This window comes from Vibrio sp. 9-16B-A1, from assembly GCF_056726165.1.
Genome location: NZ_JBSDZD010000006.1, coordinates 103459 through 129917, shown reverse-complemented (window position 1 = coordinate 129917; position 26459 = coordinate 103459). Strand labels below are relative to the sequence as shown.

At 52.6% G+C, this 26459-nt stretch carries 25 protein-coding genes; 13 read left to right on the top strand and 12 right to left on the bottom strand.

The window, feature by feature from the left end:
- Positions 1-333: 333 nt before the first annotated feature.
- From ACVB80_RS11810 to ACVB80_RS11795, 4 genes are read right to left on the bottom strand one after another with little or no spacing between them, the layout of a single operon-like run.
- Positions 334-1719 (bottom strand): AmpG family muropeptide MFS transporter, encoded by a 1386-nt coding sequence (locus tag ACVB80_RS11810; protein ID WP_481081482.1) that lies wholly within the window; start codon positions 1717-1719, stop codon positions 334-336.
- 54 nt (positions 1720-1773) lie between these two features.
- Positions 1774-2316 carry a peptidylprolyl isomerase gene (locus ACVB80_RS11805; protein ID WP_481081481.1) on the bottom strand — a complete coding sequence of 181 codons (543 nt, stop codon included), beginning with the start codon at positions 2314-2316 and terminating at the stop codon, positions 1774-1776.
- Entirely contained in the window at positions 2316-2888 is a 573-nt protein-coding gene (locus tag ACVB80_RS11800; RefSeq protein ID WP_481081480.1) for a YajG family lipoprotein, read from the bottom strand. The genes ACVB80_RS11805 and ACVB80_RS11800 overlap by 1 nt, the downstream gene beginning before the upstream one ends.
- Positions 2889-2931: 43 nt before the next feature.
- Positions 2932-4068, bottom strand: a complete 1137-nt coding sequence (locus tag ACVB80_RS11795) for a methyltransferase (protein ID WP_481081479.1) — start codon at positions 4066-4068, stop codon at positions 2932-2934.
- Between the two features lie 200 nt (positions 4069-4268).
- On the opposite strand from ACVB80_RS11795, the gene bolA reads away from it, so the two are divergent.
- From bolA to nqrM, 9 genes are all read left to right on the top strand, one after another.
- Entirely contained in the window at positions 4269-4583 is a 315-nt protein-coding gene (bolA, locus tag ACVB80_RS11790; RefSeq protein WP_481081478.1) for a transcriptional regulator BolA, read from the top strand.
- Positions 4584-5065: 482 nt separating this feature from the next.
- Complete coding sequence (locus ACVB80_RS11785) at positions 5066-6406, top strand: Na(+)-translocating NADH-quinone reductase subunit A (protein ID WP_481081477.1); 1341 nt, start codon at positions 5066-5068, stop codon at positions 6404-6406.
- A gap of 3 nt (positions 6407-6409) precedes the next feature.
- On the top strand, positions 6410-7654 hold the full coding sequence (locus ACVB80_RS11780) for an NADH:ubiquinone reductase (Na(+)-transporting) subunit B (RefSeq protein ID WP_481081476.1): 1245 nt from the start codon (positions 6410-6412) through the stop codon (positions 7652-7654).
- The gene (locus ACVB80_RS11775) at positions 7644-8420 is read left to right on the top strand and encodes a Na(+)-translocating NADH-quinone reductase subunit C (RefSeq protein ID WP_481081475.1); all 777 of its coding nucleotides are present in this window, start codon (positions 7644-7646) and stop codon (positions 8418-8420) included. Before ACVB80_RS11780 ends, ACVB80_RS11775 begins: the two co-directional genes overlap by 11 nt.
- On the top strand, positions 8420-9052 hold the full coding sequence (locus ACVB80_RS11770; protein WP_481081474.1) for an NADH:ubiquinone reductase (Na(+)-transporting) subunit D: 633 nt from the start codon (positions 8420-8422) through the stop codon (positions 9050-9052). The genes ACVB80_RS11775 and ACVB80_RS11770 overlap by 1 nt, the downstream gene beginning before the upstream one ends.
- 7 nt (positions 9053-9059) lie before the next feature.
- Positions 9060-9656: an NADH:ubiquinone reductase (Na(+)-transporting) subunit E gene (gene nqrE, locus ACVB80_RS11765; RefSeq protein ID WP_481081473.1), complete on the top strand. Its 597-nt coding sequence runs from the start codon at positions 9060-9062 to the stop codon at positions 9654-9656.
- 17 nt (positions 9657-9673) lie between these two features.
- Positions 9674-10897: an NADH:ubiquinone reductase (Na(+)-transporting) subunit F gene (gene nqrF / locus ACVB80_RS11760; RefSeq protein WP_481081472.1), complete on the top strand. Its 1224-nt coding sequence runs from the start codon at positions 9674-9676 to the stop codon at positions 10895-10897.
- A 271-nt stretch (positions 10898-11168) separates the two neighbouring features.
- Positions 11169-12173 (top strand): FAD:protein FMN transferase, encoded by a 1005-nt coding sequence (locus tag ACVB80_RS11755; RefSeq protein WP_481081471.1) that lies wholly within the window; start codon positions 11169-11171, stop codon positions 12171-12173.
- Positions 12174-12182: 9 nt separating this feature from the next.
- Complete coding sequence (gene nqrM, locus ACVB80_RS11750) at positions 12183-12404, top strand: (Na+)-NQR maturation NqrM (protein WP_481081470.1); 222 nt, start codon at positions 12183-12185, stop codon at positions 12402-12404.
- A gap of 35 nt (positions 12405-12439) precedes the next feature.
- Here nqrM and ACVB80_RS11745 read toward each other — a convergent pair whose 3' ends face one another.
- Positions 12440-13663: a diguanylate cyclase gene (locus ACVB80_RS11745; RefSeq protein WP_481081469.1), complete on the bottom strand. Its 1224-nt coding sequence runs from the start codon at positions 13661-13663 to the stop codon at positions 12440-12442.
- A gap of 140 nt (positions 13664-13803) precedes the next feature.
- Here ACVB80_RS11745 and dinB point away from each other — a divergent pair, with 140 nt between their 5' ends.
- The 3 genes from dinB to ACVB80_RS11730 are packed head-to-tail and all read left to right on the top strand — an operon-like array spanning position 13804 to position 16132.
- Complete coding sequence (dinB, locus tag ACVB80_RS11740) at positions 13804-14856, top strand: DNA polymerase IV (RefSeq protein WP_481081468.1); 1053 nt, start codon at positions 13804-13806, stop codon at positions 14854-14856.
- Between the two features lie 41 nt (positions 14857-14897).
- The gene (locus tag ACVB80_RS11735; protein ID WP_481081467.1) at positions 14898-15380 is read left to right on the top strand and encodes a transcription elongation factor; all 483 of its coding nucleotides are present in this window, start codon (positions 14898-14900) and stop codon (positions 15378-15380) included.
- Between the two features lie 2 nt (positions 15381-15382).
- Positions 15383-16132, top strand: coding sequence for a YggN family protein (locus ACVB80_RS11730; RefSeq protein ID WP_481081466.1), 750 nt, complete (start codon positions 15383-15385; stop codon positions 16130-16132).
- Between the two features lie 67 nt (positions 16133-16199).
- Here the strand turns inward: ACVB80_RS11730 and ACVB80_RS11725 are convergent, their stop codons facing one another.
- The gene (locus ACVB80_RS11725) at positions 16200-18719 is read right to left on the bottom strand and encodes an Ig-like domain-containing protein (RefSeq protein WP_481081465.1); all 2520 of its coding nucleotides are present in this window, start codon (positions 18717-18719) and stop codon (positions 16200-16202) included.
- Positions 18720-19090: 371 nt separating this feature from the next.
- On the opposite strand from ACVB80_RS11725, the gene ACVB80_RS11720 reads away from it, so the two are divergent.
- Entirely contained in the window at positions 19091-20440 is a 1350-nt protein-coding gene (locus ACVB80_RS11720) for a sodium-dependent transporter (protein ID WP_481081464.1), read from the top strand.
- 22 nt (positions 20441-20462) lie between these two features.
- On the opposite strand, the gene ACVB80_RS11715 is transcribed toward ACVB80_RS11720, so the two are convergent.
- The 6 genes from ACVB80_RS11715 to tsaA form a co-directional block, all read right to left on the bottom strand.
- Positions 20463-22370 carry a diguanylate cyclase domain-containing protein gene (locus ACVB80_RS11715; protein WP_481081463.1) on the bottom strand — a complete coding sequence of 636 codons (1908 nt, stop codon included), beginning with the start codon at positions 22368-22370 and terminating at the stop codon, positions 20463-20465.
- Between the two features lie 101 nt (positions 22371-22471).
- On the bottom strand, positions 22472-22663 hold the full coding sequence (locus ACVB80_RS11710; protein ID WP_481081462.1) for a DUF4250 domain-containing protein: 192 nt from the start codon (positions 22661-22663) through the stop codon (positions 22472-22474).
- Positions 22663-22869, bottom strand: a complete 207-nt coding sequence (locus ACVB80_RS11705) for a YaeP family protein (RefSeq protein WP_481081461.1) — start codon at positions 22867-22869, stop codon at positions 22663-22665. The genes ACVB80_RS11710 and ACVB80_RS11705 overlap by 1 nt, the downstream gene beginning before the upstream one ends.
- 116 nt (positions 22870-22985) lie before the next feature.
- The gene (locus tag ACVB80_RS11700) at positions 22986-23654 is read right to left on the bottom strand and encodes a tellurite resistance TerB family protein (RefSeq protein WP_481081460.1); all 669 of its coding nucleotides are present in this window, start codon (positions 23652-23654) and stop codon (positions 22986-22988) included.
- 124 nt (positions 23655-23778) lie between these two features.
- Positions 23779-25494 carry a proline--tRNA ligase gene (locus ACVB80_RS11695; protein ID WP_481081459.1) on the bottom strand — a complete coding sequence of 572 codons (1716 nt, stop codon included), beginning with the start codon at positions 25492-25494 and terminating at the stop codon, positions 23779-23781.
- A 93-nt stretch (positions 25495-25587) separates the two neighbouring features.
- A complete protein-coding gene (gene tsaA, locus ACVB80_RS11690) occupies positions 25588-26286 on the bottom strand; it encodes a tRNA (N6-threonylcarbamoyladenosine(37)-N6)-methyltransferase TrmO (RefSeq protein WP_481081458.1) in 699 nt (232 codons plus the stop codon).
- Positions 26287-26459 lie beyond the last annotated feature (173 nt).

The following is a 26459-nucleotide window of genomic DNA, read 5'->3' as shown; positions in this document are numbered from 1 at the left end:
AATGAATGTATCAGCCGTCGATCCATCGTCACTGCTATCCTTTGCTGGCTATTTTATCGACCGGAATCAAAATTGGAAGTCGTAGCATTGCAAAAAGGCAAACGGTTACGTGACGTAGATCTCATATTTATTTAATTTATGGAACTTTGTCGAACAGCTGCAATAGTAGACGGGATCTGGCGCTTCACAAGTCGGTTTATAAAAAACAATCGTTTTCGGTCTTGTTTTCACCAATATCAGTAAAAACTGAAATGCAACAGGTTGAGCTGGTGGTTTGATATGAAAAAGCCGACCTATTCAGGTCGGCTATGTGTTGTTTTGAAAAGAGAAATGTCAGTTAACCGCGTCTGCTTGCTGTTCTTTCTCTTCTTCCTGGTGACGCTGGTGGGCTTTGTCCAGCAACTCGGTAAAGTAGTGACGAAGAGACCAGAGCATCAGCAAACTTGGGATCACCATCACAGCGGTCAGGATAAAGAACAGCGACCAGTCGTTGAGGTAGTCCGCCAGTTCACCACTGAACGAGGCCAGGGTGGTACGGCCAAAGTTACCCAGCGAGGCCAGAAGCGCATACTGGGTTGCCGAGAAGGCCTGGCCTGTCAGTACCGTCAGGAAGGAGACAAAGGCCACGGTTGAGAACGCAGAGGTGAAGTTATCCACGATAAGGGTTGCCAGGAACAGGGGCTCACTTGGGCCCACCTGGGCTATCCAGGAGAACATCAGATTACTGCTCGCCATCGCGATACCACCGATCATCAGACCGCGAACGATACCAAAGCGGACATTGAACATACTGCCAACAAGGGTAAAGAAGATGGTGATCCCCCAGCCCAGCAGCTTCGAGTAATAGCCAATTTGTTCGTTAGAGAAGCCCACTTCCTTGTAGAAGGTAATCGACATCCGGCCAAGGAAAGCTTCACCGATCTTAAACAGGAACACAAACAGCAGCAGGGTCAGGGCAACGCGTACGCCATTGCGCTTGAAGAAGTCGAGGAAAGGCTCCACTACAGTAACGGTCAGCCAGGCGACAACGCGTGAACCGGTGACTTCTGCGTGACGTTGTTCTGCCAGATGCTGCAGGCGGTCACGGGCAGTAACCGGCTCACCCACCAGCAGGGTGAACAGCATCAGAACGCCGACAATTGCCGCCATCCCGTAATACACCCCGTTCCAGCCGATGCTGTCTGCGTTGATAAACGCCAGATAGCCAGGCAGAGAGTAACCGGTCCACCAGCCGATCACGGCCATGGCTGAAGCCTGAGGCAGTTTGCTGGATTCTGATTTAGGGAAAGTATCGATACGGTAGGCATCAATGGCGATGTCCTGGGTCGCGGACGCGATGGCAATGCCCAGCGCCAGCATAGAGGTGAACATCAGGTTGTTGGCCGGGTTCACACCGGCAATGGCCAGGGTACAGATCAGGACTACAAACTGACATAGCAGAACCCAGCTGCGGCGCTGACCGAGAAAGCGGTGCAGTAGTGGCAGTTTTACCCGGTCTACCAGTGGTGCCCAGAGAAAGTTGATAGCATAAACGGCGAACACTGAGCCAAAGTAGCCGATAGCGGCACGGGTTAAACCGGCGTCTTTCAGCCAGCCGGACATATTGGAGCCAATCAGAACCCAGGGAAAACCACTGGAACAACCCAGCATGAAGACCCAGAGAAGACGTTTATCAAGATAGCTGCGGAAAGTTTCAGCCCAGGACGTTTGAGATGTCATGGCACGCTCCTTGTTGCGCAAAAGAAAGCTGGCCAGAACGGCCAGCTGAGCAGATTATTGTTGCAGGGTGACCTTGTTGATCACGATTGGAGTTACGGGTACGTCCCGCATCCCTTTTCTGACAGTTGTTGGCTTTTCTGCCATGGCCTGCACGACCTCAAAACCACTGGTGACTTTGCCAAACACGGCATAACCGTGGTTACCAATGGCGTAGTTAAGAAAGCCGTTGTCTTTATAGTTGATAAAGAACTGACGGGTCGCTGAATGCGGGTCGCCGGTGCGGGCCATGGCGATGGTCGCGGTGTCGTTGTCCAGACCATTATCCGCTTCATTGCGAATTGGGGCATAGGTTGGCAGGCGCTGCATGCTTTCAGTAAAACCACCGCCCTGAGCCATAAAGCCCGGGATCACGCGGTGGAAAATACTGCCGTCATAGCTGCCGTCTTTAACGTAGCGAACGAAGTTCTCAACGGTTACCGGTGCTTTCTCTTCGTTCAGCTCAACGGTAAAACTGCCAAGGCTGGTTTCAAATACCACAGACTGAGCCAGCGCCGGAACGCTGGCTGCGAGCAGGGTTGCCAGGAGAAGGCCGCGCATCAGAAGCGCTCCTTCATGTATGCCAGCAGCTCCTGGTCGTTGGCGATTTCAGCCAGTACCAGGTTGATCACATCGTTCAGCACTTCTGCGATTTCCTCGTCTGAAGCCGCCATAGAGCCGGTTTTCTTCGCGGTACCAGTGTAGGTTTTCACGAACTTGCCTTTTGGCGTTTCAGCGGTCAGTTTCAGAACGACTTCACCGTCCATTTCGTAGTCCATCAGGGTGTTGGATACGTTCACCAGCGCCTGTTCGATGTCGACGGTCAGGGTATTGTTGCTGCTGACCATCATCTGGAAGCCCTGAGAAATCAGCTGCTCGTAAAGTGCGGTTTCAATAGCCACACGCATGTTCTGACGGGCGTGGATTGGCTGAGTGCTCTTGCGTCCGCTTTGAACCAGGGCGACGTACTGAGCGGTACGTGAGTCATTACTGCTCAGTTTAAAAGTGATGCCATCGACCAGCTTGGTGCTGGACAGGGCAGGTTGAGGGTTGACGTCGATCTGTTGTTCTTTTTGTGGAGAAACACAGGCTGCCAGCATAAAAATCGATGCAGCTAAAATCAGTTTTCTCATTGGATTTCTTCCTTTGGTTGTCTCATCCGGTGCGCAGCGCGCTTTAAGATTTAGTAGCTTGTAAAATAACAAATTTCTTATTCGACGCAATGATCTTCACATTGGTTTTACCAAATAAGCGCTTCAATTTCATATCGTAGCCCAGGTGGCGGTTGCCAATAACAATTAACTTGCCGCCGGTTTCCAGAACATGCTTTGCATCACAGAACATCTGCCACGCGATGTGGTCGGTGATGGCCAGTTGCTGATGAAACGGTGGGTTACACAGCACAAGGTCTGCACTGGCTGCTTCAAAGCCATCCAGACAGTTGTTGGCAACGGTTTGATGTTCCGCAGCATGCTCCAGATTGGCTTCCATGTTCATGGCGGCTGAGGCCACGGCCATAAAGCTTTCATCCACACTGGTGATGCGGGCCTGTGGGTTAAGCCGGGCTGCTTTGACCGACAGGACACCATTACCGCAGCCGAGATCAACAATGTGCTTCAGCTCCGGATCCTGCGGGATATGCTCCAGCATAAAGCGGGCGCCAAGGTCGAGGCTTTCACCGGAATAGACATTGGCCAGGTTCTTAAGTTCTATGGAATGTCCTTCCACCTGCCATTCAGTCACAGGACTAACCGGGTTGACTGGCTGGCAGTCCGGCCCGGCAAACACCAGCCGGTGCTTTTTCCATGCCAGAGATGTGGTGGTGGTGCCAAGGTGCTTTTCAAACAGCTTCAGGGTCGAGGTATGGATTTCTTTGGCTTTGTTTACGCCAATCACCGGGCAGCCTTCAGGCAGGAACTGGCGCAGCTGGCTGAGCTGCCAGCTCAGGTAGCGGTTGCTCTTTGGCAACTGCATCAGCACCAGGTCAATACCGGCCGGGATCTCATCGGTTGAGCGCAGGAAGGTGACGTCATTACAGTCGTTTTCCTGCAGGTTTTGCTTCGCTGCCTGCTGAGCAATAAAGGAGTCGCTCATGCTGGTGACGTTAAAGCGTTCAGAGAACCAGCAGGCGAGGGTGCCAAAGTGGTCGTTAAGCAACAGGATATGCTGGCCTTCTGTCAGGGAAAGCTGCTCTTCTGCATGTTGGATCAGGTACTCATCGCCGGCACTCCAGGCCTGGAGGGTTTCATTGGCACGTTTTGGGTAGCGGTGCAGGTTCAGGGATCGCTCAAACAGCGTCAGGCTGGTGTTCATGATTTTGGTCAGGTGATGAAACTATGTGGGTATTGTCTCAAATGCACTTTGAACAGGGAACTAAAAACTTTGGTGGAGTGTCGTTACAGAGGGCGTTAAAATGCAACCAAAAGCACAACCAAGAGTGTGCAAAGTCAGCAGATACTGTTTCGCCCTCAATATATTGTGGGCGGAACCCGGATTAACCTAAAGGAAGCAACATGATTCAGGCTGTGATTGAAACCAGACTGCACCAGGCTTTTGAGCCGCAGCACCTTGATGTGATCAATGAAAGCTACATGCATAACGTACCGCCTGGCTCCGAGAGCCATTTTAAGGTCGTCATCGTAAGTGAATCTTTCACGTCTCAGCGCCTGATTACCCGCCACCGGGCGGTAAATCAAACCCTCAGCGATGAACTGGCTAACCATGTTCACGCTCTTTCCATCCATACTTATACGCCCGATGAATGGGACAGTGTGAGGGGCAATGCTCCTGACAGTCCTATGTGCATGGGTGGCAGCAAGCTGGTATGAGCCATTGTTTATAAATGTGCAAGTTTGAGCTTTTTATATATTTGCGTAGTGAATGGTTATGAACAGGATGAAAACATAAGAAAACCTGTTTCGGTTTATGAATGCGTGACTGTACTCTTTTTAAGTTTTTTAACAACTGTGCGACAGTTCAAAGTATTTGTATTTGACCAGTCATTCTTTAACCAACATTCATCAAATATCCGTTTTAACGGGTGTTGTGTCATGGCAATCAATCGCTAAATGATGCTAGACTAACGCACCTGATTACCCCGGAAACCATGTTATGTGAAGGGGTATTTAAGGGATTGTTGCGATTTTGGCCAGGGTGTCGGCCGGAACCGGACACTAGAGCCCGTTGTGATTTTTCACTCAATTGTCGTGTTTCAAACAGGCATAACAACTGGGGAACGGGCGCAATGTCGTGTCTGTAGTTTACGCAAATAAAAAAGAATCTTTTTCCCGATAAAATAGTGCAAGTGCGTATGATTACAATAAAGAAGGGTATGGATCTTCCGATTGCCGGCAGACCCTCCCAGGTGATTAGTGATGGCAAAGCCATCAGCAAAGTCGCCTTGCTTGGCGAAGAGTACGTGGGCATGCGTCCAACAATGCATATCCGCGTGGGTGATGAAGTGAAGAAAGGTCAGGTCCTTTTTGTGGACAAAAAGAACCCTGGCGTGAAATTCACTGCACCAGCAAGTGGTAAAGTTATCGAAGTAAACCGTGGCGCGAAGCGTGTCCTTCAGTCTGTAGTGATTGAAGTGGCGGGCAACGAGCAGGTAACTTTCGAAAGCTTCACTGCAGATCAACTGGCAAACCTTGATCGCGAAGTGATCAAAACTCAGCTGATTGATTCTGGTATGTGGACCGCTCTGCGAACTCGTCCGTTCAGCAAGGTACCTTCCATCGAGTCTTCAACTCAGGCCATTTTTGTTACCGCGACAGATACCAATCCGCTCGCTGCCGATCCGGAAGTGGTGATCAATGAGCAGTCAGAAGCGTTTGTCGCTGGTCTTGACCTGCTGTCAAAGCTGACAGACGGTAAAGTCCTGGTTTGTAAGAATGGGCACAGTCTGCCCCGCTCAACTCAATCTAACGTCGAAGAACATGTGTTTGACGGCCCGCATCCAGCAGGTCTTGTCGGCACACACATGCACTTCCTGTATCCGGTAGACCAGGAGCACGTAGCCTGGAGCATTAACTACCAGGACGTGATTGCATTTGGTCAGCTGTTCCTGACTGGTGAGCTGTACACCGACCGCGTGATTTCTCTGGCGGGTCCGGTGGTTAACAACCCACGTCTTATCCGCACCTCTATCGGTGCCTGCATTACTGAGCTGGCTGACAGCGAACTGATGCCGGGTGACGTGCGTATCATCTCTGGTTCGGTACTGTGTGGTACCAACGCCAATGGTCCTCACGCTTACCTTGGCCGCTACCACACTCAGGTGTCTGCCCTGCGCGAAGGTTACGAGAAAGAGCTGTTTGGCTGGGCGATGCCTGGTAAGAACAAGTTCTCGGTAACCCGTTCGTTCCTGAGCCACCTGTTCCCGGGTCAGCTGTTTAACATGACGACAACTACCAACGGTAGTGACCGCGCCATGGTACCAATTGGTAACTATGAGAAAGTAATGCCGCTTGATATGGAGCCGACTCTGCTGCTTCGTGATCTGTGTGCCGGTGATACTGACAGCGCGCAAACGCTGGGTGCACTGGAGCTGGATGAAGAAGATCTGGCGCTGTGCTCTTTCGTATGTCCGGGCAAGTATGACTTCGGCGAAATGCTTCGCGAATGTCTGGATACCATCGAGAAGGAAGGGTAAGTCATGGGCTTGAAAAAGTTTCTTGAAGATATCGAGCATCATTTTGAGCCAGGTGCCAAATATGAGAAGTGGTTTGCCCTTTACGAAGCAACTGCGACTCTGTTCTATACGCCTGGTACTGTAACCAAGCAAAAGCTGCACGTTCGTGACAGTGTTGACCTGAAACGTATCATGATCATGGTATGGTTCGCGGTGTTCCCGGCAATGTTCTGGGGTATGTACAACGCGGGTCATCAGGCGATTGTTGCGCTTAACCACATGTACTCAGGTGCTGAGCTGGCTGGCGTTATCGCCGGCAACTGGCACTACTGGCTGACTGAGCTGGTCGGCGGTACGCTGGGCGCTGATGCGGGCTGGGGCAGCAAAATGCTGCTGGGTGCGAGCTACTTCCTGCCAATCTACGCGACTGTGTTCCTTGTAGGTGGTTTCTGGGAAGTGCTGTTCTGTATGGTGCGCAAGCACGAAGTGAACGAAGGCTTCTTTGTTACTTCTATCCTGTTCGCGCTGATTGTTCCGCCAACGCTTCCTCTGTGGCAGGCAGCCCTGGGTATTACCTTCGGTGTTGTTGTTGCGAAAGAGATCTTCGGTGGTACCGGCCGTAACTTCCTGAACCCTGCTCTGGCAGGCCGTGCATTCCTGTTCTTCGCTTACCCGGCGCAAATCTCCGGTGACGTGGTATGGACAGCGGCTGACGGTTTCTCTGGTGCAACTGCACTGAGCCAGTGGGCACAGGGCGGCGCAGGCGCTCTGATCAACAACGTGACCGGTGAAACCATCACCTGGATGGACGCCTTTATCGGTAACATCCCGGGTTCAATTGGTGAAGTTTCTACTCTGGCGCTGATGATCGGTGCAGCAGTGATCGTTTACATGGGCATCGCATCCTGGCGCATTATCGCCGGTGTAATGATCGGTATGATCGCGACCTCGTTCCTGTTTAACGTGATCGGTTCTGACACTAACCAAATGTTCAACATGGCCTGGCACTGGCACCTGGTTCTGGGTGGTTTTGCATTCGGTATGTTCTTTATGGCGACAGATCCGGTATCGGCGTCCTTTACTGACAAAGGTAAGTGGGCATACGGTATTTTGATCGGTGCAATGTGTGTGATGATTCGTGTGGCTAACCCGGCTTACCCTGAAGGTATGATGCTGGCTATCCTGTTCGCGAACCTGTTTGCACCTCTGTTTGACCACATCGTGGTTGAGAAGAACATCAAGCGGAGAAAAGCGCGCTATGGCAAGTAATAACGATAGTATTAAAAAGACGCTGACTGTCGTTATCTCATTGAGCCTGGTGTGCTCAATCGTGGTATCGACCGCGGCGGTATTCCTGAAAGACATGCAGGTTGCGAATGCGATTCTGGACAAGCAGTCCAAGATCGTTGAAGTAGCCGGTTTCGAAGCGGACAGCGATAAAGAAGTGAAAGAGCTTTACGCTGCGAAAATCGAACCGCGTCTGGTGGACTTTGCGACCGGTAACTTTGTTGAAGGTGATGCGGCTGATTACGACCAGCGCGCAGCAGCCAAAGACAAGAACCTGTCTGTAAAACTGACTGCTGATGATGACAAAGCGAAGATCCTTCGCCGTGCCAATCAGGGTGTGGTTTACCTGGTGAAAGACGACAACGGTAACACTGACAAGATCATTCTGCCGGTTCACGGTAACGGTCTGTGGTCTATGATGTATGCGTTCGTTGCGGTTGAAACCGACGGTAACACTGTGTCTGGTCTGGTTTACTACCAGCAGGGTGAAACCCCTGGACTGGGTGGTGAAATCGAGAACCCGGCGTGGCGTGCTCAGTTTGTTGGCAAGAAACTGTTCGATGAGCAGCACAAGCCAGCGATCAAGATCGTGAAAGGCGGTGCGCCTGAAGGTTCTGAGCACGGTGTTGACGGCCTGTCTGGCGCAACACTGACTGCAAACGGCGTTCAGCACACATTCGATTTCTGGCTGGGCGACATGGGCTTTGGTCCATTCCTGGCTAAAGTACGCGACGGAGGCCTGAACTGATGTCAAATACACAAGACATGAAAAAGCACCTGCTTGAACCGATCGTGGATAACAACCCGATCGCGCTGCAGGTACTGGGTGTGTGTTCTGCTCTGGCAGTAACAACCAAGCTGGAAACGGCGTTTGTTATGACACTGGCGGTAATCTTTGTAACCGCTCTGTCTAACCTGTTTGTTTCCCTGATCCGTCACCACATTCCAAACAGCGTGCGTATCATCGTTCAGATGGCGATCATCGCATCTCTGGTAATCGTGGTTGACCAGGTTCTGAAAGCATTCCTGTACGACATCTCCAAACAGCTGTCGGTATTTGTTGGTCTGATCATTACCAACTGTATCGTAATGGGCCGCGCAGAAGCGTACGCGATGAAATCAGCTCCTCTGCCATCGTTTATTGATGGTGTGGGCAACGGTCTGGGTTACGGCTTCGTGCTGATCACCGTTGGTTTCTTCCGTGAGCTGTTTGGCTCGGGCAAACTGTTTGGTATGGAAGTGCTGCCACTGGTAAGCAACGGTGGCTGGTACCAGCCAAACGGTATGATGCTGTTGGCACCTTCTGCCTTCTTCCTGATTGGTTTCATGATCTGGATTATCCGGACCATCAGACCTGAACAAGTAGAAGCGAAGGAGTAAGGTCGTTATGGAACATTATATTAGCTTATTGGTGAAATCGATTTTCATCGAAAACCTGGCGCTTTCTTTCTTCCTGGGTATGTGTACCTTCCTGGCGGTGTCCAAGAAAGTTAAGACCTCTTTTGGTCTGGGCGTTGCGGTTATCGTGGTACTGACTATTGCAGTACCGGTGAACAACCTGCTGTACAACCTGGTACTGAAAGACAGTGCGCTGGTTGAAGGTGTTGACCTGAGTTTCCTTAACTTCATCACCTTTATCGGCGTTATCGCGGCGCTGGTACAGATCCTGGAAATGGTTCTGGACCGCTTCTTCCCGCCGCTGTACAACGCACTGGGTATCTTCCTGCCTCTGATCACGGTTAACTGTGCGATCTTTGGTGGTGTATCTTTCATGGTGCAGCGTGACTACAACTTTGCTGAGTCTGTGGTTTACGGCTTCGGTTCAGGTGTGGGCTGGATGCTGGCTATCGTTGCCCTTGCGGGTATTCGTGAGAAGATGAAGTATTCGGACGTGCCTCCGGGTCTGCGTGGTCTGGGTATCACCTTTATCACCACGGGTCTGATGGCGCTGGGCTTTATGTCCTTCTCCGGTGTGCAACTGTAAGGTATAAGGAATAGTCAATGGACATTATTCTGGGTGTAGTGATGTTTACACTGATTGTTCTGGCTCTGGTGCTGGTGATTCTGTTCGCCAAATCCAAGCTGGTACCGTCTGGTGACATCACCATTTCTGTAAACGGCGACCCTGAGAAGGCAATCGTCACCCAGCCTGGCGGTAAACTGCTTGGCGCCCTGGCTGGTTCTGGTATCTTCGTTTCTTCTGCCTGTGGTGGTGGTGGTTCATGTGGTCAGTGCCGCGTGAAAGTAAAAGCGGGCGGTGGTGATATTCTGCCGACTGAGCTTGACCACGTAACCAAAGGTGAAGCCCGTGAAGGTGAGCGTCTGGCGTGTCAGGTTGCAGTGAAAACCGACATGGAGATCGAACTTCCTGAAGAGATCTTCGGTGTTAAGAAGTGGGAATGTGAAGTTCTTTCTAACGACAACGAAGCAACCTTCATCAAAGAGCTGGTGCTTAAGATCCCTGAGGGTGAAGAAGTTCCGTTCCGCGCGGGTGGTTATATTCAGATTGAAGCTGAACCGCATCACATCAAATACGCTGACTTCGATATTCCTGACGAGTATCGTGAGGACTGGGACAAGTTTGACCTGTTCCGTTACGAGTCAATCGTAAATGAGCCTTCGATCCGTGCTTACTCAATGGCTTCATACCCTGAAGAGAAAGGCCTGATCAAGCTGAACGTGCGTATCGCGACTCCGCCGCCGAACAAGCCGGATGCGCCTCCGGGCGTAATGTCATCTTACATCTGGTCTCTGAAAGCAGGTGATAAGTGTACGATCTCTGGTCCGTTTGGTGAGTTCTTCGCGAAAGACACTGACGCTGAAATGGTCTTCATCGGTGGTGGTGCAGGTATGGCGCCAATGCGCTCACATATCTTCGACCAGCTGCTGCGTCTGAAGTCTAAGCGTAAGATGTCTTACTGGTACGGTGCCCGCTCGAAGCGTGAAATGTTCTACGTAGAAGATTTCGATAAGCTGCAGGCGGAAAACGACAACTTTGTATGGCACTGTGCGCTTTCTGATCCGCTTCCGGAAGATAACTGGGATGGCTACACCGGCTTCATCCACAACGTTATCTACGAGAACTATCTGAAAGATCACGAAGCACCTGAAGACTGTGAATACTACATGTGTGGTCCACCTATGATGAACGCGGCTGTTATCGGCATGCTGAAAGATCTGGGTGTAGAAGACGAAAACATCCTGCTGGATGACTTCGGCGGCTAACACAGCGTAAGTAGTTGAATCTATGGCTGGCTCTTCGGAGTCAGCCATTTGTTTTTAGTAGGAATGAGAATGGGGATTCTGGGGCGCTTCGCTTACAGGTCCTGGGTTTATGGGCGATCTTGCTGAAGCTGCCACGAAAATTGACAGCTCTGACTTTATGGTAAGACTGGTATAGTTCAGCCTGCTTGCAGTACCCAGTACCCAGTACCCAGTACCCAGTACCCATCCTCATTCCTATTTTATCTATTAATAATCAACAGGAGTTAAACAAGTGAAAAAGTGGCTTGTTGTATTCGCTTCTCTTTTTGCCCTTGCGGCTTGCAGCCAGGCGCCTGAGCAGGTGCATTTTTCCGGTCCGACCATGGGGACCAGCTACAACGTTAAATATTTGCCGGGCGAGGGTACGCCGTCGTCTCAGGACCTGCAGGCGGGCGTGGATAAGCTGCTGGAGCAGGTTAACGACCAGATGTCGACTTATCGCAAGACTTCGGAGCTGAGCCGTTTTAATCAGTTCCGTGGCGATGCCCCTTTTGAGGTATCAAAAGAGACTGCGGTAGTGGTTAAAGAAGCGATTCGCCTCAATCACCTGACCCAGGGCGCGCTGGATGTGACCGTTGGCCCGCTGGTTAACCTGTGGGGATTTGGCCCGGAAGCCCGCCCGGACGTGGTGCCAACCGATGAAGAACTGGCAGCGCGTAAAGCGATGACAGGTATTACTCACCTGAGCGTTGAGGGTAACACCCTGAGTAAAACCCTGCCGGAGCTGTATGTTGACCTGTCTACTATCGCCAAAGGCTGGGGTGTGGATGTAGTCGCGGATTACCTGGAGTCTCAGGGTGTTGAAGACTACATGGTTGAAGTCGGTGGTGAAATCCGCCTGAAAGGGGTCAACGGCAAACAGGTTCCATGGCGTATCGCGATTGAAAAGCCGAACGTTGAAGAGCGGGCTATTCAGGAGATCATCGAGCCGGGCGAGATGGCGATTGCCACTTCGGGCGATTACCGTAACTACTTCGAGCAGGATGGTGTACGTTACTCTCACATCATCAACCCGCAGACCGGTAAGCCTATTAATCACAAAGTGGTTTCGGTTACTGTACTGCACCCGTCGTGTATGACTGCAGATGGCCTGGCTACTGGTATCATGGTCATGGGTGATGAGCAGGGCCTTAAAATGGCCAATGAGAACCAAATCGCGGCTATGATTATTGTTAAGACTCAGGATGGCTTTAAAGAGCTGTACTCTGAGGCGTTTAAACCCTTTATGAAGAAGTAAGGACCAGGCATGACGACGTTTTTAGTCACTTTCGGGGTATTTCTGGCCGTGATTCTGGCAATGGCTGTGGGTTATATCTTCCAGAAAAAAGTGGTCAAAGGCAGCTGTGGTGGCCTTGGGGCGGTGGGGATCGAAAAGGTCTGCAACTGTCCTGAACCGTGTGATGCACGTAAAAGGCGTGAAGCCCGTGCTGCCCGTCAGGCGAAGTGGAAAAAGGATCAGATTATCTGATCCCTGAGTGATGAAACCGGGTGGCAGGCTTTTGGCTACCCGGTAACTAAACGGTTTCTGCCGTTCTGTTTAGCCTGATAGAGCCGCTCATCGGCTATCTGAATTTGCCGGTTCAGTTCATCTTCACATGAGCCGCAAACTGCCCCCACGCTGACGGTGACCCGGACTTCTTCTCCGTCATATTTCATTGTCAGTTTTTCAACATCCTGCCTGAGCTGTTCAAGCCCCCCTATAAAGCGGCCATAGTTACCATTGTTCTGAACATAAAATTCTTCGCCACCAAAGCGGGCTACCAGGTCGTTTTCGAAATGCTGACGAAGCTGATTGGCGACTTCAACGATCACCGCATCACCAAACTCATGCCCCCAGGTATCATTAACCCGTTTAAAGAAGTCGATGTCGATCATGGCGACGTTGCGCTGCAGGATATCCTCGGTTTCATTGAACTCAAAGATATAGCGCCGGTTCCACAGGCTGGTCAGCGGATCCTGATTGGCGAGGCGGTAGAGCTCATCGGTGGCATCTTTCATATCCAGAATATGCTGGACCCGACAGTAGAACTCTTCCTGGTTAAAAGGCTTGTAGAGAAAATCGTTGGCCCCGGCTTTGAGAAACCGGGCGGTCAGGGTCCGGTTGCTGTTACCGGAAAGTCCCAGGATCGCGAGGTGGTTGCGGTCATGATGCTGACGTATCTCGCGGGTGAGGGTAATACCATCTTTCTCGGGCATGTCGTGATCGGTGATTACCAGTGAAATATCCGGATTTTCGGAGAGGAGCCGAAGCGCCTCCTTTCCATCGCTGGCCAGCAGGGTTTTAATATATTGATGTTCGAGAAGAAACTGAACGTGTTTGCGCACCATGGATGAATCATCGACTACCAGGGCTTTGTGAATGTCATTGTTCGCCAGGCGTTTGAGCAGCGGCAGCAGGTAGGAGACAGAGGCTGTACTGTCTTTGGTGATGTAATCGAGCACGCCTTTAGCGATAACGCTTTCCCGTATCACATCGCTGAACTGACCGGTCAGCACGATAGCTCTCAGGCCTTCTCCCAGAACAAGGTCAATAATCTCGCCGTTTTCTGCATCGGGCAGGCAGTAGTCTAGTACGGCGCACATGAAGTCCGTAGTCTCAGTCAGTATGGTTTGTGCGTCGGCGTAACAGGCAGCCAGGGTGACCTCAAATCCGGCATGTGAAAGCTGCATGTTGAGCAGGTTTCGGTAGGTCCGGCTGTCTTCTACCACCAAAATTCGTTTTGGCAAAATAACCTCAGTCTTTCTGCTTTTGTAATCTTTTGATTAGTGACAGTTATAAGTTTAAGCAGGGATCCTGGATCTGTCATTGTTCATGCCGGGCAATTACTGCTATGATTCTGGTACTGGTCATACATACAGTTTTTGCGATGAGAAAAATCATTCATATCGATATGGACTGCTTTTACGCGGCGGTAGAAATGCGTGATAACCCCGCTTACCGTGATGTTCCGCTGGCGGTTGGAGGCAGCGAAAAGCAGCGCGGTGTGATCAGTACCTGTAACTATCAGGCGCGTAAGTTCGGTGTGCGTTCTGCCATGCCGACCGGCCAGGCGCTTAAGCTTTGCCCCTCGCTGGTAGTGATCCCCGGCCGGATGCAGGTATATAAAGACATTTCCCGCCAAATCCGGGCTATTTTTGAGCGCTATACCGACCTGATAGAGCCACTCTCCCTCGATGAGGCTTATCTGGATGTGACTGACTGCAGCCAGCATCAGGGCAGCGCGACTTATATTGCCCAGGCGATCCGTGATGAAATCTGGAATGAGCTGGGGCTGACCGCCTCTGCCGGCGTGGCACCAATTAAATTTCTCGCCAAAGTCGCTTCTGATCTGAATAAACCCAACGGCCAGTATGTGATCCCACCGGAGAAGATGCAGCAGGAGATAGATAAACTCGACCTGTCCAAAATCCCGGGAGTCGGCAAGGTCAGCCTGGAGAAACTCAATCAGGCCGGTTTCTATACCTGTCTGGATATTCGTGAGGGAGATTACCGTGAGTTGCTGAGCCGCTTTGGCCGCCTTGGTGGTTCGCTGTGGAAGCGCAGTCAGGGCATTGATGACCGGCCGGTCGTGACCGAGCGTGAGCGCAAGTCCGTCGGTGTGGAGCGCACGTTCAGCCAGAACATCAAAAGTTTTGATGAGTGCTGGCAGGTTATCGAGCAGAAGCTGTATCCCGAGCTTGACCGAAGGCTGGAACGCGCCTGCCCGCAGCGCAGTATCTGCAAGCAGGGGATTAAAATGAAGTTTGCCGATTTTCAGCTCACTACCATTGAGCATATTCAGCCGGAGCTTTCCCTGGAAGAGTTCCGGCCACTGCTGAAAAAGGTACTGGAGCGACAAAAAAGGCGTGAAATTCGCCTGCTGGGGCTGAGTGTCGCTCTGACGCCCGCCGAGCAGCTGCGTCAACTGAGTATCTTTTAGCGGGATGTCAGGGTATCCTGATGCGAAAAAGAGGTGCAGCATTGAATAAATCCCAACTTCGCCAGGCGATACTGGAGCGGCTTGAAGACGTCCGCCAGATAGCTGTGGCGGCGACCCAAACCGCGATAGACTCCGCGACCAGTGAAGAGACGGTCTCTGAGCACAAATACGATACCCTGGCGCTGGAAGCCGCTTATCTGGCTCATGGGCAGGCGCAGCGGCTGGCGGAGTGTGAGCAGGATATTTTGCTCTATCGTGAGCTGGTGCTGAGAGAGTTTGATGCTGACTCGCCGGTGGCAATGAGCGCACTGGTGGAACTGACTGATGAAAGTGAGTGCTCACAATGGTATTTCATCGGTCCGGCAGCGGGCGGGACAAAGCTGGAGTGGCAGGGCCAGAGTATCATCCTGCTGACGCCCAATGCGCCTCTGGCAATGCAGCTTATGGGTAAGCTGTGTGATGATGAAGTGACCCTTACGTTAGGTGAGCAGTCACTTACTTACTTTATTGAGCAGGTGATGTAATGATGAAAAAAGCAATATGGCTGACAACGGGCCTGCTCCTTTCGCAGGCAGCGGTAGCCGCTGGCCAGTGTCAGGTGGATGTGACCAGTGAAGTCCACCTGGATGGTCAGCAGGTCGAGGTGTATCAGAAAGGCACGCCAAAAGTACTGATTGACGCAGACAACAACGTGTTCATCAATGGCGAAAAGCTGGAGCTGGACGCGATGCAGCAACAGGCGGTGGAGTCTTATCGTGAGAAGATGAACCACTATGTACCGAAAGCCAAACAGATCGCCGATGACGGCATCGATCTGGCCAAAGAGATCGTTGATGACGTCAGCGCCAGCTTCGATAACAGCGAGGCGTTTGATAACGTTAAAGCAGCCATCGACCAGTTCTATGCCGATATGGAAGCCCGCTACTACCAGGACGGCGAGTTCGTGTTGAAAGAAGAAGCCTTCAGCGATGCCTGGAACCGCTGGCGTGAGGACTTTGACGCGGCGATGGAAACTTTCAACGCCGAGTTTTTCTCCAGTGCTTTTACCGCGCTGTCAGAGAAAATGAAAACCGAAGGCGGCATCAACCTCACCGAGCTGAAAGACAAAATGGCTGAACTGAAAGCCTCACTGGAAGCCAAAGTGAAGTCCCAGTCGGGAGAGATCAAGCAGCAGGCCGAACAGTACTGTGAAGACCTGGAAGGCGTGGCAACTGAAGAGCAGAAACTGCACGAGAAAATACCTGAGCTGAAAAACTACCGGGTGTTTACTATCTGAGTCTGATTTAAGTGAAAATAAGAGGGCCGGCATTATTGCCGGCCCTCTTTGCTTTGAGTGTTATAGCTTAGCGGTTCATCTGATCCAGCTTGTCACCCACAGGAACCGAGAAGTTGAAGCCGTCGTGCTGGTCCCAGTTGATGGACCAGGTCATGACGCCGCCAAAGTTCGGGTAGAGCTTACCCGGTACCACGGTTTCACACGATGTGCCCGATACCAGACAATCCAGCGCGTTGTGGATGTTCTGGATTGGAGCCTGACCCGAGTTCGCCGAGCTCGGGCCTGATGGCAGGCCGATGGCTACCTGGTCATCACGCAGCGGAGCAAACTGGCTGCCGTCTGCCAGAGTGAAGCCTTCTACCAGCATTTTCGCAGAAGCGACCATCATATCCACCGAGCCTTCAGGAGCTGCGCCGGTCATATACGGGTTAGGCAGGCCACCGTTGTTGTAGAGCTGAACGTGGAGCAGATCCAGCGTATCGCGCACCTGGTCGATAACCGGGATGTAAGCGCCCCAGATACCTGTGTAGGCTACCATGCCACCCTGCACATACGGGTGTTCCGGTGCCATGGTCAGGTACATATCGCCACCTGTATTGGCTTCGATTTGCTTCAGTGCACGGCCCAGACGGGCCTGGATTTGGGTGCCATGCATCAGGTTCGAACCACTTTCCAGATCCACATCCAGCCCGTCAAAGCCCCACTCTTTGATAATTGCAGTCAGGCTGCTGACAAAGTTGGCTTCATCGGTGTCTGTGTTCAGGGTAATGGTGCCTTCCGCGCCGCCAAGCGACAGCACAAACACTTTGCCTTTGGCCTGAAGGGCTGCCATATCCTGTTTGAACTGCGCAGGATCCATCGCCGGACAGCTGCTGTGCATATCACCGGAGTAGAGGTTGAAGTGCACCGTACCGTCACTGTTTGGATCGTTATCGGCAAAAGCAATATCAATCACATCCCAGCGCTCAGACATTTCTGCCAGGCGAATAGGACAGCCGGAGCCGTTGACAAAGTTGTGCCAGTAGCCGATCAGTTTGTGGTTTTTCGCCACCTGTTCGACGACCTGCAGCGCAATGCCCTGGGAGGTGGCGCTGTTGTTCTGGCTGTCGCTGGCGACAGTGGTCAGGGTGTAACTGCCGATCGCTGCCGGGGTCCATGCCGCTGAGTATGGCGCGCTGGTATCGGTGGCAACGACGTTACCGTTCACCAGGAAGTCGACCGAGGTAATGCTGCCGGTCAGGCTGGTGGCATCGGCAGAAATGTTGACTGATTTGCCAAGGCCAACGCTGCTGCCAGCAGCCGGTGCGGTGATTTGGGTCACCACAGGCTGATCGCTGACGGTGACCGCATGAGTCGCTTCTCCGGTCGCGCCTTCATTGTCGGTTGCCACTGCTTTCAGGATTACCGCGCCGGTCTGGCTGGCCAGCCATTCCACGCTGTACGGAGCCTGACTGTCGGTACCCAGGCTGGTGGCTCCGGCGAAGAACTCGACCTGAGTGACACTTCCATCGGCATCGCTGGCGTCAGCGGCAATAGTGACGGTGTTTCCGGCCAGAATGACCGAATTATCTGCCGGGCTGGTCAGGGTGACTTCCGGCGCAGCGGCGCAGGCCCCAAGGCTGGTCCAGGCGTCCGTCCAGTACTCGCCGACGCCTGGCTCATAAGCCCAGGCTGAAGATGATGAACACCAGCCCGCCACGTCACAGCGGTATTTCTGATTTTGGTTGGAAACCAGTGCACCGGCCGCGTAACTGGTGCCTGCCACATAAGGCGTTGCATCGGCACAGCCGCCTGAGCTGATTGCTGCTACTGTCAGGCTGACGCTGCCGGACTGAGTGGAGAGGTTATCGTTGTCGGTTACTTTGGCGCTGAAGCTGTGCGGGCCGGCTGTGGCCACCCAGTCATAGCTGAATGGCGCACTGGTATCGGAGGCCACCAGCTGGCTGTCGACAAAGAACTCAACCTTACTGACGCTGCCATCGCTGTCGCTGGCATCAGCGCTGAGTGTCAGGGTTTCACCTTCGGTGAGTTGTTCATTCCCGGTTGGGGAAGTCATGGTGATCACTGGCGGTACTTCTCCACCAGCGGGGGTGACGGTGATATTGGCAATAGCCTGGCTGGAAACGCCATGGTTATCTGTAGCAACGGCAATAATCTGATGTGATCCGCTTACGGTAGTCCAGTCCAGCTGGTACGGTGGGGTGGTAGTAACGCCCAGAGAAGTGGAGCCCAACAGGAACTCTACGCTGGTAACACTGCCGTCGGCATCATCGGCGAGTGCTGACAGGGTGATTACACTGCCGCTGGTCAGTTGAGCGCCTTCAGCTGGGGAGGTCAGGTTTACTTCCGGTGGCTGGTTGCCTCCGGTACAGGCGCCGAGCAGGGTCCACTCCTGCCATTGTCCAGAATAGTCTTTTGGTGCGTGGCCCTGTGACCACCAGTTGGCTTTGTAGGCATTGTTTTCCTGCTGTACCTGCGTACCCGATGAGTAGGCGGTATCCGCCTGCCATACCGGCAGACTGCTGCAGTCCGTTGCCCAGGCGGGCAATGCTGCGCACACTGCCAGTCCAAGTATTGTCCGTTGCATAGAATTTCCCTCAATTGGTTATTTCAGCCAAAGCGCGGACATCTTCCGGAGAGAGGTAAACCGGCTGCCGTGCGGGCTGTGTTATTGGTTTAGTCGTTGTTTGGGGAAAAATCATGTATAAATAGAGACTTATTTCAGTTCCTGCTCTCAGAATCACAGTTGTTTTGCATGCGTAATCCGGCTTGCATTACCTTTTCGGCTCACTTCACACCCGGGCTAATACCCAGAACCTTGTATGGTATAAGTGGTGTAATACCAGAGGTGTATTGTGAGAATTTACAAAATATCGGGAAGATATGCTTTTATAGCTTGAGTTTACCTCCGGTTTTAATTAATGTACTAGCAAACTAGTACGCGGCGATAGAAGTAACATGGCAAGCACACGCGAAAATTTTGGTTCCCGGCTCGGTTTTGTTCTGGCGGCTGCAGGCGCAGCGGTAGGGCTGGGTAACATCTGGGGTTTCCCTACTCAGGCAGCAAGTAACGGCGGTGGCGCCTTTCTGCTGGTTTACCTGGTAATGATCCTGGTGGTGGCATTCCCTATGCTGGTAGTGGAGATGGCGATTGGCCGCTACGGTCAGGCCAACCCGGTAGACAGTATGCGCTCACTGACCAGTAACCCTTTGGGTAAGAGACTCGGCGGCCTGGTTGGCTGGATTGGTCTTTCGGTACCGAGTGCGGTACTGGCTTTCTACAGCATTGTGGGCGGCTGGCTGATCTGTTTCCTGCTGGGTGCGATTACCGATATTCTGGGGCTGGATGCGGCGACCGCCTGGTTTAAAGGCTTCAGCGTGGAGCGTAACCTGTTTGGTACTCTGGTGTTTTACGTACTGACGGTACTGATTGTTCAGGGCGGCGTAAAACAGGGCATTGAGAAATGGTCGACCCGTCTGATGCCTGCACTGTTTGTTCTGTTTGGTGTGCTGTTTGTTTACATCATGGCTCAGCAGGGGGCAATGGAAGGTCTGAAACACTATCTGGTACCGGATTTTGAGAAGATCTGGGACCGCAAACTTATTCTGGCAGCGATGGGCCAGGGCTTCTTCTCCCTGACGATTGGTGGCTGTTCAATGCTGATCTATGGCTCTTACCTGAGCAAGAAAGAGAATCTGCCGAAGATGGCGATGAGCGTGACCCTGGTCGATACTGCGGTGGCGTTTATTGCTGGCCTGGTAGTGATGCCAGCGATGTTTGTCGCGATGCAAAAAGGCGTGCAGATCTATGCTCAGGATGGTTCGCTGCTGAGTTCAGACACTCTGGTGTTTACTGTGTTGCCGCTGATGTTTGACAGCCTGGGTCTGCTGGGGCAGCTGTTTGCAGTGGTGTTCTTCCTGCTGCTGACCATTGCGGCGCTGACGTCTTCTATTTCAATGCTGGAGTGTCCGGTGGCGCTGGTGAGTGAACGCTTTAATACCCGCCGCAGCCTGACCAGCTGGGTACTGGGTGGTGCGATTGCTCTGTTCAGTGTGGTTATCGTCTACAACTTCGGCGCGATGTTTGGCCTGGTGGCAAAAGTGGCAACTCAGTACCTGCAGCCGACCGCCGCGCTGATGTTCTGTCTGTTTGGTGGCTGGGTATGGAGCCGCAGTTCTAAGATGAAAGAGCTGACGGAAGGCTGCCCTGACTTTGAACAGTCACTGTTTGGCCGGGTATGGCCGCTGTATGTGAAGTTTGTCTGTCCGGTACTGGTGGCGACAGTTATCTGGGTGTCATTCGGCTAAACCGGCGTAACTTTCGTTATCTTCAGTCAAGCCTGTCCAGCCCCTGGACAGGCTTTTGTTTATACATCTCAGCATCAGCGTAAATAATCAGGCTCTGGCTGTCCTGGCCGTGGCGCGGATAGAGGGCATAACCGATACTGGCGGTGATCTGGCAACAGCCCTGATGATACTCTACCGGAATGCTGATGGTGTGCTTGATGGTATCCACCAGCACCTGAATATCCTGCTCGCGGTGAACGTCATTTAAGATCACCACAAACTCATCCCCGCCAAACCTGGCCACCACATCCGAGTGACGCAGTTTGGAAGTGATCCGGCTGGCGACGGTTTTCAGCACAATATCCCCCACGGCATGGCCAAGTGTGTCGTTGATGGCTTTAAAGCGGTTGAGGTCAACAAACAGTACAGCCAGTTGCTGATGCTCCCTCCTGGCCAGTTCGATGGAGTGGTTAAGGTGTTCTTCCATCAGGTAGCGGTTGGGCAATGTGGTCAGCTTATCGTGACCAGCGTGGTATTCGGCTTTGGCGACCGCGTTGTAGGCGTCTCCCAGGCGGCGGCCCATACGGATCACCAGCCTCGCCAGCAGCTCCATTTCGTGCATTTTGACTTCCGGCAGCCGCTGCTGGTAGTTTCCGCGGCCGATGCTTTCGACCAGGTTGCTGATGCGGGTCAGCTGCTGCTGTCCGTTGTTGCCCAGCAGGCGGGCCTGATAGTCCAGGTACCAGAAAAACAGCGCATAGAAGAGCACCAACCCGGAAACCATCAGCCAGCCAATCCGGGTCATGTGAGTCTTGATGGGCAGGTACTGCTGCTCGATTTGGGACATCGGGGCCCAGTAGAGCAGATGCCAGTTGGTTTCCGCGATTTTTGACCAGCTCAGCATATAGCTGCTCTCGAGGTGAACTTCAGTGACACCGGATTCCTGACTGAGTACGCTGGCGATCGCCTGTCGGGTGTCTTCCCGGTTGAGGATATTAAATTCATCCGGTTTGAAGTTGTCTTCTGCGATGGCATTCTGGTAGTGGTGAACGGTCAGCTCCTGCAGGTCGAGCATCTCCTCAGCGTTGCGTGGCATGGCCACGATGCTGCCGTTCTGGTTAAGGATCATTGCACTGCCTTTCAGCCCGGTATGGCTGGTCAGCAGATCCCTGACCAGTGAAGCGAGGGTAATATCGAGCCCGACCACGGCTTCGAGCTTATTGGGCTTCTGTTTTGAGTAGACCGGCGCGATGGCGGAGATCATCCAGCCTGAACCCGCCGGATCCAGGTAGGCATCAGTCCAGGTAACATCGCGTAGCGGGTTGTGCTCAAGATCTGCCAGGTAGTAGAAACTGTAGGACGGGATGTTCATTTTGGGCTGGTAGCTTTTCAGAACATTGATAAAAGGGTAGATCCGGTTATAGGAGTCCCAGGTGTTGAAGTAGACCTGGGAGATCAGCGGATTGGCCAGATAGATGGATTTCATTATCGGGTCGAGCCTGGAGGTGAGGCGGACTTTATCTTTTTCCGCTTCCCCGACGGGCACAATGCCACTGTAGAAAACCGCGCTGCCCCCTGTGTCATAGGTGGTGTAATAGGCCCCGTCACTGCTCAGGCCAAGATTATCCGGCAGTGGCGAAAGGGGGCTTTGGTGATCATTGAAAACGTATGCAGCCTGGCCTGCAAACGTACGGGTCAGCATACTGACTGCGCGCAACTGAGTTTCGACCTGTCTGGCAATCTTGCTGGTGTGCAGCTGGAGGTTCTGGTAAGAGTGGCTTTTGGCAATATCGACCGATTGCTGGTTACTCAGGGAGATGGTGGCCCAGTAGACCAGCAGAAATGAGAGTTCGATGCAGAATAGTGGTAACAGGGCCGCGCGCATGAATGCACGCCGCACGGTCTTCTGGATTGTCGGCTGCCTGGAAGGGCGCTTTGCGGAATCTGCCATACCCGTCTGCTTTATTATGTAACCTATTGAACTATTACTTAATTAAGTCTAGACGGGTTTTACTGGCTTAGAGAAACTTCACCGCATTATTCGCAACAGAATCAGCGAAACTGTCCGGCCTCCGGCAGGAACTCAAACCCGGCCTGAGCCAGCCTGGCTTCCAGTGCCGGGCGGGAAATGTCGAAAAAGCGAACCAGCTTATCCAGATCTCCGCCAAAATCATCGCGCAGTTTCATGTTGACGATGCTCATCAGCATTACAGGGTCCATGTTCTCAAAGTTCGCCAGATTCATTACTTATCCTCGAAATCGGATATCAGCAGGTTAGCGGCAGCAAAAGCGGCTTTTTCACGTGCTTCCTTTGGCAGCGATTCGTCAGCGGCAATGTCGTTAAGTGCTTTTACCGCGCAGCTGATCGCCTGAGGAACATAAGCCTGGTCGCCGCTGCCAATTTGAGCGTACAGTTCACGTACCAGATCACAACAGCCATAAACTTTCATATCGGACTTCCTTATAAATGATAACGGCTCTCAATATAGCCGTTGTGAAAGCCAAACACAAAGGCCGGGCTTGCGTTAGCGCAAACCCGGTGGTCAGGTGGTGAAATTATCGGCGATTAGCTGACCTGAGCCTCAAGCTGAGCGACGAGATCCGGCTGCAGTCCCAGCTGGCTGGCGAGCTCTTTAAGGTAAGCTTTTTCCATAAAGTTCTGTTCATCGGCCACCAGCAGGGAAGCGAGGTAAATTTCAGAAGCCTGTTGCGGGTTTTCAGCCTGACGGGCGATCTCTGCCGGGTCGAGCGGCTTTTGCAGCTCAGAGCTGACGAACTGGTTTACTTCATCTCCGGCACCAAGCTGCGCTACTGCCTGTTCAATGCGGGCCTGCTCGTCCTGGTCGATATGGCCATCGGCTTTGGCGGCAGCGATCATGGCTGTCAGGATGATCATGCTGTGCTGATCGTCGTTTGTGGCTGGTACCGGGTTTTCCGGCTGAGGCTCTGAAGGGGCTCTATTGCCGCCCTGCCAGTCGTTATAGACTTTATATGCCAGTGCACCGAGAGCCGCTGCACCACCCACGCCAAGCGCGGTTTTTCCCATTTTCTTGCCTATCTTACGGGCTTTTTTAGAGCCCATCAGCAGGCCGAGAATACCGCCTGCCGCCGCACCGGTACCTAAGGTGGCCAGCTGGCTTTTATCGATGCCCTGAGTGGTCTGGCTGATTTTCTGACTGCCTTGTTTGACGATATCTGAGCTGAGCGCCTGGTTAAGAAGCTGTTTAAGATCCATGTTCACCTCCAAAGTTTTGTATAACCATAGCAGGGTGAAGATGAATTGAAGATTAATACTGTTTTTCTGGATTTAAGGTATAAAAAAAGAGCAGCCGGAGCTGCTCTTTTCACTGTGGTGTGGCTTATGCCAGCTGAGCCTTAACGTGCTCAACGATGTCCGCCATGGCAACCGGCGTTTTCTCGCCGTTGCGACGGTTTTTGTATTCGAAGTTGCCTTCGTCCATGCTGCGGTCACCGATAACGATGGTGTGCGGAATACCCACCAGCTCGATATCAGAGAACATTACGCCCGGGCGCTCTTTACGATCGTCGAACAGTACTTCGATACCGGCTGCGCTCAGTTCCGCGTACAGTTTCTCAGCCGCTTCTTTCACGCGCTCAGACTTGTGCATGTTCATAGGAACGATAGCCACCTGGAACGGCGCAATCGCGTCAGGCCAGATGATGCCGTACTTGTCGTTGTTCTGCTCGATAGCTGCTGCAACCACGCGGGTACAGCCGATGCCGTAACAGCCCATTTCCATGATCTGGTTTTTGCCGTCAGGACCAAGAACCGATGCGTTCATTGACTTCGAGTAGTTGTTACCCAGCTGGAAGATGTGACCGACTTCGATACCGCGTTTCAGCAGGATGGTACCCTGGCCACATGGGCTTGGGTCGCCTTCAACTACGTTACGCAGGTCTTCCACTTTACCCAGCTCAGCGTCACGGCCCCAGTTGATGCCAAAGTAGTGTTTGTCATCAACGTTCGCGCCAGCGCCAAAGTCGCTCATTACCGCTACTGAGCGGTCAACGATAAATGGCAGTTCAAGACCAACCGGGCCCAGTGAGCCAGGGCCTGCACCGATAAGCGCACGAATTTCTTCTTCTGTCGCCATCTCCAGAGGAGAGGCCACTTCCGCCAGGTTCTCGGCTTTGATTTCGTTCAGCTCGTGGTCACCACGGATGATAAGACCGATGATTGGCGCTTCGATTTCGTCAGACGCTTTAACAAACAGGGTCTTAACGGTTTTCTCGATAGCGATATCGTGCTGCTCAACCAGCTCTGCGATGGTTTTCGCGTTTGGCGTATCAACCAGGGTCATTTCCTGAGTTGGTGCTGCCATTTCAACAGCCGGAGCCAGCGCTTCTGCTTTCTCGATGTTCGCTGCGTAATCAGACTCAGAAGAGAAGGCGATCAGGTCTTCACCGCTCTCAGCCAGAACGTGGAACTCGTGAGAGCCGCTGCCGCCGATAGAACCGGTGTCAGCCAGTACCGGACGGAAGTCCAGGCCCATACGGGAGAAGATGTTGCAGTACGCCTGATGCATGTCAGCGTAGGTCTCTTCCAGGCTGGCTTTGTCCAGATGGAAAGAGTAAGCATCTTTCATGATGAATTCGCGTGAACGCATTACACCAAAACGCGGACGAACTTCGTCACGGAATTTGGTCTGGATCTGGTACAGGTTCAGCGGAAGCTGCTTGTAAGACTTCACTTCGTTACGCACCATATCGGTGATCACTTCTTCGTGAGTCGGGCCCAGTACAAACGGTCGATCGTGGCGGTCTGCAATGCGCAGCAGCTCGGGACCAAATTTGTCCCAGCGGCCGGTTTCCTGCCAAAGCTCAGAGGGTTGCACCACGGGCATCAGCGTTTCAACAGCGCCTGCATTGTTCATCTCTTCGCGAACAATATTTTCGACTTTACGCAGTACACGCAGACCGGTAGGCAGCCAGGTATAAAGACCTGAAGCCAGCTTACGGATCATACCTGCACGTAGCATGAGCTGGTGGCTCACAACTTCTGCGTCGTTTGGAGTCTCCTTCAGAGTAGAAAGAAGATATTTACTGGTACGCATCTATGGTATCCGTTCATCATGGTTAAAAAGAACACTCCAACCTGTGTTGGAGATTTGAGTTAAGCGGCTAATAATATCAGTCCGGGCGCGATCTCAAAAGCGCTCAATGGCAGTAACCTGCACCTTTTGCTCATTTACCCGGAATCTGACGTTCAAATCGAACAAATTTACCGCATATTCTTTATCGTCCGGCTTGCCTTTCTTATACGCAGGGCGTGGATCCTGAGCCAGCACCTGGCAGATCACTTCGCGGATCTCATCCTGACGTGTATGACCGGAAAGACTTTGTTCTGCTTCTGAACTCAGCTCCACGGCCAGAGCTTCAGGTTCCTGCTGGGCATAGCCGCCTTTTGCATCCGGGATGGCATCGGAGTAGGGGATATAGGGTTTGATATCGACCACAGGCGTGCCGTCTACCAGGTCGGTTGAGCCCAGCTCCAGCCACACCAGGCCATTTTCAATCGTCACGCCGTGCAGTTCAACCGCTGACATGCCGATCCCATTGGGACGAAATGTGGAGCGTGAAGCAAATACCCCGATACGTTCGTTACCGCCCAGGCGCGGCGGGCGTACGGTTGGCTTCCAGCCGGCTTCCAGGTTGTGGTCAAACAGAAACAGCAGCCACAGATGGCTGAACTGCTCAATGCCCCTTACCGCTTCCGGAGCGTTGGCATCGCCGCAAAGGCGCACCCGGCAGCGGGCCGCTGGTGCCAGCCTTGGCTGACGGGGAACGGCAAATTTCTCTTTATAAGGCGATTCAATAAAGCCAACCGGCTCGATACTGTGGTTCATGTCTGCTGTCAGGGTGTGGTGATCTGTGCCGGAAAAATAGCATAAAAACCGTTGGCTTGCCTGTTCAGGTTCTGCCTGCAGCCTTGCCGGTTTTCCTCAGTCTCCCGCAGGCCTGATTGTGGATAGCGGGAGACGGGTTTTCGCCCACAGAAAATCTGAGATAAAAATGGGTA